Origin of the sequence: Roseateles sp. (assembly GCF_031397715.1) — a bacterium.
Taxonomy (GTDB): Bacteria; Pseudomonadota; Gammaproteobacteria; order Burkholderiales; family Burkholderiaceae_C; genus Paucibacter_A.
Genome location: NZ_JANNMI010000324.1, coordinates 1 through 8,370 on the forward strand (window position 1 = coordinate 1; position 8,370 = coordinate 8,370).

The following is an 8,370-nucleotide window of genomic DNA, read 5'->3' on the forward strand; positions in this document are numbered from 1 at the left end:
TGTTGATGAAGGCGCCGACGCAGTCGCGATCGGCGCCGAAGGCCACGGCTTCCCGGATATAGGGAAAGAACTTCAGCTTGTTCTCCACATATTTGGGCGCAAACATCGCGCCATCAAAAGCGCCGCCGCGCAGGTGGCCCACATCCTTGGCGCGGTCGATGATCTTCAGATGGCCATGGCCATCGATGAAGCCGGCGTCGCCGGTGTGATACCAGCCTTCGGGCGTCAAGACCTCGGCGGTGGCCGCCGGGTTTTTGTAATAGCACTTGAGCAAGCCGGCCGACTTGACCAGGATCTCGCCGCTGTCGGCGACTTTGATTTCGACCCCGTCGATGGGCACGCCGACGGTGTCGGCACGCGCCTCGCGGTCGGGCTGCAGGCAGACGAAGACCGCCGTCTCGGTCGAGCCATAAAGCTGCTTCAAATTGATGCCGATCGAACGGTAAAAGCTGAACAGATCCGGCCCGATCGCCTCGCCGGCCGTGTAGGCGACGCGCACGCGGGACAGGCCCAAGGTATTGCGCAAGGGCCCATAGATCAGCAGATTGCCCACGGCGTATTTGCAGCGCTCCAGCAGGCCGACCGCTTGGCCGTCCATCAGGCCCGGGCCGACCCGCCGCGCCAGCCGCATGCAGCGCTCGAACAGATAGCGTTTGGCGGGGCTGGCGTCCTCCATGCGGATCATCACGCTGGTCAACAAGGCCTCGAACACACGCGGCGGCGCGAAGTAGTAAGTCGGCCCGATTTCCTTCAGATCGATGGACACGGTGCTGGCCGACTCGGGCGCATTGACCACATAGCCGCAGGCCAGCCACTGCGCATAGCTGAAGATGTTCTGGCCTATCCAGGCGGGAGGCAGATAGGCCAGCACCTCCTCGGCTGAGGTCAGCTTGTCAAAGCGCGCGCCGGCCTGCGCCCGGTCGATCAGGCTCAGATGGGTGTGCACCACGCCTTTGGGGTGGCCGGTCGTGCCCGAGGTGAAAAACATCGCGGCGCTGTCGCCGGGCTGCGCCGCCGCCACTTGCACGTCAAAAAAGCCCGGGTGCCGGCCGGCATGCTCGCGCCCCTGCGCGCACAGCGCGACAAGCGAGGCCAGCGAGGCCAGCTCGGGCTGCGCGTAGTTGCGCAGCCCGCGCGGCTTATCAAACCAGATCCGCCGCAGCTGCGGGCAAGGCTCGCGTAGCTCCAGCATCTTATCGACCTGCTCCTGGTCCTCGACCACGGCAAAGGCGATCTCCGCGTTATTGATAGGGAACACAAACTCGGCCGCCACCGCATCTTGGTACAGCGGCACCGGAATCGCGCCCAAGGCCTGCGCGGCCAGCAGCACCGCCGACAAGCGCGGCCGGTTCTCGCCCACCACCACCAGATGCTCACCGCGGCGCAGGCCGGCCGCCGCCAAGCCATGCGCCAGCTCGCGCACCAAGACCTCCAGCTCGCGCCAGGTCAGCGTTTGCCAAATGCCAAATTCCTTCTCGCGCAGCGCCGGCGCGTCGGGGCGCTGGGCGGCGTGGGCAAGCATCAGCCGGGGGAATGTTGTTGACACCTTGTTTTGTCTCCTTGCGATGCGTAGCGCCCTGCTTTGAGGCGGCTTGTTCATCATCAGAGCTGAATCCTAGGCCTGACTTTGACGTCATGTTGTCGTTGCAACGACATTCCAAGGGACTTCCCTGCCGCGTACATTCCCCTAGTCAGCGAATCGACCCGTGTAAGCTTGGCGTCATGTGACGCAGTGAACACTAGCCCATGCCCGCCTCCAACCACGCCCAGCCTCTGCGTCAACGCGCCCGCGCGGCCACGCCGCAGGAGCTGACCGCCATCCCCTGGCTGAGCCTGCTGACGCCGGCGCAGCGCGAGGTGGTCGCGCCGCAGTTGCAGGTGGCCGAGGCCGAAGTCGGCGAGCGGGTTTGCCGCATCGGCCGCCCGGCAACCTTCTGGTTCGGCGTGATCGACGGCTTGCTGAAGATGAGCAATGCCGAGAGCAGCGCGCAGGCCGTCACCTTCACCGGGGTGCCGCCGGGCGGTTGGTTCGGCGAAGGCACCCTGCTCAAGCGCGAGACTTACCGCTACAACATCCAGGCCCTGCGCCCCAGCGTGGTGGCGGGCTTGCCGGTCGAGGCCTTTCACGAGTTACTGGAAAGCAGCATCGCCTTCAACCGCTTCATGTTGAACCAACTCAACGAGCGGCTCGGCCAGTTCATTGCGGCGCGTGAGATCGACTGCATGTTCGACCCCGACCTGCGCGTGGCGCGCAACTTGGCTGCGCTGTTTCATCCGCAGCTCTACCCGGGCGTGGGCAGCCTCTTGCGCATCACCCAGCAGGAGCTGGGCTATTTGGTCGGCCTGTCGCGCCAGCGGGTCAACCAGGCGCTCAACCATCTGGCCATGCACAGACTCATCCGCATTGAATATGGCGGCTTGCGGGTGTTGAATTTGCCGGCACTGCGTTGTTTTGAGCAGGTCAAGCCCTGAATCAGGGGGGCGCAAGAACCCTTGAATGGGGCAGCCGGCTTGGGTTTGCCCTGATAGGCCGGGCCTGACCCTGCTGCTACCTTCTGCCGTGGCTATTTGGCTGTTTGGCTATCGGGCCATCAGGCCATCAGGCCATCACCACGGGATGTTTATGAAATTCAAGCTCACGCAACGCCTGCTCGGCGCCTCCATCCTCGCCCTCGGCGCTTTCGGCTCGGTCGCCAGCCTGCCGGCGCACGCCGCGCCATTCAGCGGCCTGGTCGTCTTTGGCGACAGCTTGTCGGACAGCGGCAATAACAAGCTGTCTGGCCTGTTCAACTCGGCTCAAACCGTCGCCGGCAACACCTATATTCCCGTGGCGACCTATGCATCCGGCGTCTACAGCAATGGCCCGACCTGGGCAACTCAATTCAGCGCCGCCCTGGGCCTGAGTGCCGGCCCGTCGCTGGCCGGCGGCAGCAACTACGCCTTCGGCGGCGCGGTCACCAGCGGCCCCGGTTTCCCCTATAGCTTGACGGCCCAAGTCGATCAGTTCCTGAGCGCACATCCGAGCGCACCCAGCGATGCGCTCTATGTGATTGAGGGTGGCGGCAATAATTTACGTGATGCCGCGACCGCGTTGGCCGCGCCGGGGCTGACGTTTGCTCAGCAGGCCGCCATCATTTCCGACAACGCCAGCCATTACGCAACCGATGTCGGCAATATGGTGGACAGCTTGCAAGCGGCCGGCGCGCAAAACATCATCGTCTGGAATACGCCGAATTTCGGCGCCACGCCCTTCGCCGGTGCCACCGGCACGCAAGGCATCAGCAGCCTGTTGGGCGCGACGATGAACAGCGCTTTGGCCGTTCGCCTGAGCACCGAGACCGGCGTCAAGACCTTTGACGTCTTTGGCCTGATCAGCACCATTGCAGCCAACCCGGGGGATTACGACATTGCCAATGTGGGCGACGCTTGCGGCGCGGCCATCAACAACTGCGACCCCGCCACCGCCTTGTTCTGGGACGCCATCCACCCGACGACCAAGGGTCATCAGCTGATCGCCAACGCGATGATCGCCGCGGCGGTGCCGGAGCCCGCCACCTATTTGATGTTCGCCCTCGGCCTGGTCGGTTTGATGGCTTGGCAGCGTCGCCGCGGCTGAGACAGAGCGCGGCGAGAAGCCCGGGCTCCTAGCGATCATTTGTAAACGGCTATGTCCCTCGAACCCAAGGATCTGCAATGAAAAAATTACGTCGCTCCGGCTTGTTGGCAATGCTCGGCATTGTGGCCACGGTGGCGAGCTTGCCTACTTGGGCAGAGAGCTGCTCTGACAGCAATTTCAGTGGTTTGGTGGCCGCCGATTGTCGCGGCTCACTGACCGGCTTGTTGAGTGGCAACGCCTCAGAAACCAGCTACTTGAGCAGTCAGTGGCTCGGTCAGTGGGCTTATGCGGGCAGCAGCGCCGGTGCAGGCAATGGCCCGTTCACCCATAACCCGCAAGTGATGTTCAACGGTCAATTGAACTTTGATGCGCCGATCGCCGGTGATTTCATCATTGGCTTGGAATCCAATGGGCAGCACAGCTACTATTTTTTTCACGCCGCCACCAGCGTGGCCGCACTGAGCTTTGACAGCACCGAAGGTGTGGCCACATCGCCCCAGGGCAACCCAATGACCCTGACACATGCCGCGCTGTACACGCCCACGGCGGTTCCTGAGCCGGCCAGCTACGCGCTGCTGCTGGCTGGTCTAGGCGGCTTGGGGGTTTTGAGGGCAAGCGCTCGTCAACGCCGCAGCTGAAGCATCGTTCAACTGACTTCAGCGCTGACCCCACCTTGTTTGGGGTCAGCCGATTGGGAGGACGCGTACGGGGCACACGTCCAAGCGCAGAATCAAGTCCTCTTTAGCGCAATACCCGGACACACCATGCCCCACATTACCCTCGAATACACCAGCAATCTGCCCTTGTTCAAAGCAGCCGACACCTTGCTGGGGATCAACAAGGTACTGCTGGCAAGCGGCGAGTTTGAGGAACTGGACATCAAGAGTCGCGCCATACGCCTAGAAACCTATCTGGTCGGCACCCAAGTCAGCAATCACCCAGACAACCAGGCCTTTGTGCACGCCAAGCTGGCCTTGCTGAGCGGGCGCTCGGTGCAGACCAAGCAAGCCTTGTCGGCCAGTTTGATGCAGGTCCTTGAGCAAAGCTGCGCCTGGCCCAAGGCCCAGTCGGTGCAGCTCTGTGTCGAGGTGCAAGATATTGAGCGGGCGAGCTATAGCAAAGCAAAAGCTCGCCCCGCCGACTCGGCTGCACCTAGCGCTGTCGCGGCAGAGTAGCGCTAAGCTCAAGGCCGCACCCGGCCATGCAAGCACAAGCGCCGCACACCCTCACAGATTGTTTTCATGGGCACCAGCAAAGTTATGTTGCACCAACAAGCTCTTGGCGACACCAAAGATTGCCGGCGCCACTGGCTTTGTGCCCTAGCAAGCGTAGGTCTGCTGGGCTGTTTGATGACGCTAGCATATGCAGCCCAGCCGGCGAGCTCGTCGGGCGTCAAGGGCCGGATTACCTTATCCCCCGTTTGTGGCGGCCCGCCGCGTGAAGGCGAGGATTGCCGGGCCCCTTTTGCCCAGGTTGAGGTCAGGCTACTCAATGAGGCCGGCGGCGTCATCGGGCAGACACGAACATCTTCGCAAGGCCTGTTCCAAATTGCGGCAGCCGCAGGTCGCTACCGACTGCAGGTCATGCCCCTGGAGAAAATTACCCGCTGTCCGCTTGTCAATCTGCAGATCAGCGCCAACACCGTCGCTTCGGTGGACTTGGACTGCGACAGTGGCATGCGTTGATGCGCGGTCAACCCTAGGGAAACTCACAAGCTCCAATACCCGCAAGACCCCCCGCATTTCAGGGGTGCATTTGCACTGATTTTCGCTACGCTAACGACTCGCTCTGGCGGTAACCCACACCCATCTCGATTGACCGCTGAGCCAACCCAGGCGTTCCAGATCGGAATCCACTTTGCTAAAAAGGCGGGCAGTCACATCATGAATACTGAGCAAGGTAAGTTCACCCAAAACGCATGGGTGCTGGCGGCCTCGGCCCTCACCGTGCTGGCCTCGGCTGCGGCCCAGGCAGCGACGGTGCGAGGCTTTGAGGGCACATCGCAACTCGACAATTGCGCCATCAACGGCTGCTTCCGTCCGCCCGACACCATGGGCGCGGTTGGCACCACCCAGTTCCTGGAAACGACCAACGGCAGCGTGACCGTGTACAACAAGTTCGACGGCGCCGTGCAGTCGCGTGTCAATATGAACACCTTCTGGACCGCCGCCGGCCAGACCACCTCCAATGGCGACCAGCGCGTGCTGTTTGACCACTACACCAACCGTTGGCTGGCGATTGGTTTCGGGGCCACCGGCAACGTCATCAATATTGGCGTCTCCGATACCGACAACGCGCTGGGCGCTTGGAAGTCGACCGCTGTCGCGGTGCTGCCGTCGGGTACCGCCGACTATCCGACCCTCGGCATTGACAGCAAGGGCGTTTATATCGGCACCAATAACTTCACACCCGGCTTCACCGGCACCAGCTTGTTGGTAATCCCCAAAGCCAGCCTGTTTGGCGGCGCAGCGCCAAGCACGACCAATATGACCCAGTTCAACACCGCCTTGGCTGCGCCGGACCGGGGCTTTGCGATCCAGGCGGCGGTGAAGTGGGACGGCAATGTCGGGAATTCGGCTGCGATCATTGCCGATAGCCGCGACCAGAATGAGCAGATCTTCTACAAGGTCAATGGCGTTGACGGTCCGGGCGCCACCCAGGGTGCCACCAATATCGTTGCCGGGTTGGGATACAACCCGGCCGGCCCCGGCCGCCAGCCCGACGGCACGCGCACCGTCGACACCTTGAGCCCGCGCATCACCGCCAACGCAGTCCAAGTGGGTGACAAGCTCTATTCGGTCAACACCATCCAGGGCGCCAATGACTACGCCGATGTGCGTTGGTCGGTGGTCAACGCGAACAACGGCAGTCTGATCGCCAGCGGCAAGATTGACACCGGCGACTTCGACTATTACGAGGGTTCGATCGCCGTCAACGAGTTTGGAGAGGCAGTGATCGGCTACAACCGCTCTGGCTTGCAAAACACCGATCTGAACGGCGACGGCAAGGCCGACGGCACCATCAGCTTCATGGCGCAGGCCTTCAAGGTCGATGGCAGCGGGGCCTTGGTCTTGGACGGCAGCGAGATGCTCTTGCGCGCCAGCGACACCAATGACTACCACTGCACCACGACCAATCCGAATAGCCCTTGCCGCGAGCGTTGGGGTGATTACTCGGCCGTGACCATTGACCCGACCAACCATCACAAGTTCTATGCGATCGGTGAATACGCGGCGCCTTGGTCCTTCTTGCCACCGCCTAACCAAACCCTCAACCGGGCCATTTGGCATACCTATATCGCCGAGATTGATGTCTCCGCAGTGCCTGAGCCTTCGACCTATGCCTTGATGGCCATGGGTTTGTTTGCCGTCGGTGGCATTGCGCGGCGCCGCCATGTGATTGGAAGATCGGTCGGCTGAGCGTCATCCGCTGATGACTCAAGCCTCGCTTCGGCGGGGCTTTTTTTTCGTCAAGCCCCGAACGGCGTTGGCTGCGGCTGCACCTTGGGCAGGCCCGCGAAACGCTCGGCGCTGAGCTCATAGACCAAGCTGGGCGCTTGGCCCGGCACATCGGCCAACGCGCTCTTCAAGAGCATGCCGATGCGCTCCAGCGTCTTGCGCGAGGGCGTGTTGGCCGGCAAGACGATCGCCAGCACATGGGCTTGCTGGAGTGCGCTGAAGCTCAACGTCAGCGCCTGCAAGGCCATCTCGGACGCGAAGCCCTGGCCCCAGGCTTGCGGGCGAAAACGGAAGTACAAATAGGGGCCGCTGACGCCGTCAATGGTTTTGTGCATCACGCCGCCAAAGCCGATCACGACATCGGGCTGCGCGCGTGCGCTGATCACCCAGTAGCCAAAACCATGCGTCTGCCAATGATCAAGCCAGCCCTGCAACAAGGCCTGCGCTTCGTCGCGGCGCCCCAAGGTGGCGCTGGTGCTGCAGCGGGTGCAGATGGGGTCGGCATGCAACTCGAAGACCGCGTCCAGATCACTCGCCTGGGGTGCTCGCAGCAGCAGGCGAGGGCTCGCATGCTCGGCAAAAGCCGCTCTAACCTGCGCAATTGCCGCATCAAAACCTTCTGTCAACGCCATCTGAGTTCGCCTTCGACTGATCAATCAAGCAAAAGTGAAGAATCGGGAAAACCCTGAGGTTACCTGAGGCCAAGACTTGCTTGCGGCGGATGGCTGGATTTAGCCCCCCTCATCTGCAGGGTAGCTGCGGCACAAGCGCAACAAATCAGCCGCCGAGCAGCCAGCTAGACCCCGCATGACGAAAGTTTGCCCATCGCGGGCGCGGCACAATGCCCGCACCGATATCAACCAACGCCACCAGCGAAGAGTCAGCCCATGAAGCTCAGCACCATTGCCCTGGCCGCCGCATCCCTGATGATGCCCCTGCTCGACGGCGCGCACGCCGCCCCTCTCACCAAGACCGCCGTCAGCGCGCCCAGCAGCGCCGGCGCGCAGCAATGGGACCTGACGCGGCTCTACGCCGACGACGCCGCGTGGGAGGCCGAGCGCCAAGCCATCATGGCCGAGTTCCCCAAACTCAAGGCCATGCAAGGCACGCTGGGCCAAAGCGCGCAGAGCCTGCAGGCCGGGCTGGATTTGATGTCGGCGATGCAGCGCCGCTTGGCGCGCTTGCAGTCCTATTCCAGCATGAAGGCGGACGAGGACACCCAGCTCACCGCCCATCAAGCACGCAGCCAACTCGGTGACCAGATCTACAACCAGTACGGCGAGGCGATCTCCTTCG

General features: G+C 62.5%; 9 protein-coding genes. 7 read left to right on the forward strand and 2 right to left on the reverse strand.

What is annotated here, in order from left to right:
• Positions 1-1,546, reverse strand: a 1,546-nt coding sequence (locus RMO57_RS14195) for an AMP-dependent synthetase/ligase (RefSeq protein ID WP_310387668.1), incomplete at its 3' end; no start/stop codon positions are given.
• Positions 1,547-1,746: 200 nt separating this feature from the next.
• Here RMO57_RS14195 and RMO57_RS14200 point away from each other — a divergent pair.
• The 6 genes from RMO57_RS14200 (at position 1,747) to RMO57_RS14225 (ending at position 7,035) form a co-directional block, all read left to right on the forward strand.
• Positions 1,747-2,472, forward strand: a complete 726-nt coding sequence (locus RMO57_RS14200) for a Crp/Fnr family transcriptional regulator (protein ID WP_310387670.1) — start codon at positions 1,747-1,749, stop codon at positions 2,470-2,472.
• Between the two features lie 151 nt (positions 2,473-2,623).
• Positions 2,624-3,616 carry an SGNH/GDSL hydrolase family protein gene (locus RMO57_RS14205; protein WP_310387672.1) on the forward strand — a complete coding sequence of 331 codons (993 nt, stop codon included), beginning with the start codon at positions 2,624-2,626 and terminating at the stop codon, positions 3,614-3,616.
• A gap of 77 nt (positions 3,617-3,693) precedes the next feature.
• The gene (locus RMO57_RS14210; RefSeq protein WP_310387674.1) at positions 3,694-4,254 is read left to right on the forward strand and encodes a PEP-CTERM sorting domain-containing protein; all 561 of its coding nucleotides are present in this window, start codon (positions 3,694-3,696) and stop codon (positions 4,252-4,254) included.
• Positions 4,255-4,380: 126 nt separating this feature from the next.
• On the forward strand, positions 4,381-4,791 hold the full coding sequence (locus RMO57_RS14215) for a 5-carboxymethyl-2-hydroxymuconate Delta-isomerase (RefSeq protein WP_310387675.1): 411 nt from the start codon (positions 4,381-4,383) through the stop codon (positions 4,789-4,791).
• Positions 4,792-4,857: 66 nt separating this feature from the next.
• A complete protein-coding gene (locus tag RMO57_RS14220; protein ID WP_310387678.1) occupies positions 4,858-5,301 on the forward strand; it encodes a carboxypeptidase-like regulatory domain-containing protein in 444 nt (147 codons plus the stop codon).
• 198 nt (positions 5,302-5,499) lie between these two features.
• A complete protein-coding gene (locus tag RMO57_RS14225) occupies positions 5,500-7,035 on the forward strand; it encodes a PEP-CTERM sorting domain-containing protein (RefSeq protein ID WP_310387679.1) in 1,536 nt (511 codons plus the stop codon).
• A gap of 50 nt (positions 7,036-7,085) precedes the next feature.
• Here the strand turns inward: RMO57_RS14225 and RMO57_RS14230 are convergent, their stop codons facing one another.
• Positions 7,086-7,706 (reverse strand): GNAT family N-acetyltransferase, encoded by a 621-nt coding sequence (locus RMO57_RS14230; RefSeq protein ID WP_310387682.1) that lies wholly within the window; start codon positions 7,704-7,706, stop codon positions 7,086-7,088.
• Between the two features lie 255 nt (positions 7,707-7,961).
• Between RMO57_RS14230 and RMO57_RS14235 the strand changes: the two genes are divergently transcribed.
• On the forward strand, positions 7,962-8,370 hold a 409-nt coding region (locus RMO57_RS14235; RefSeq protein ID WP_310387684.1), incomplete at its 3' end, for a hypothetical protein.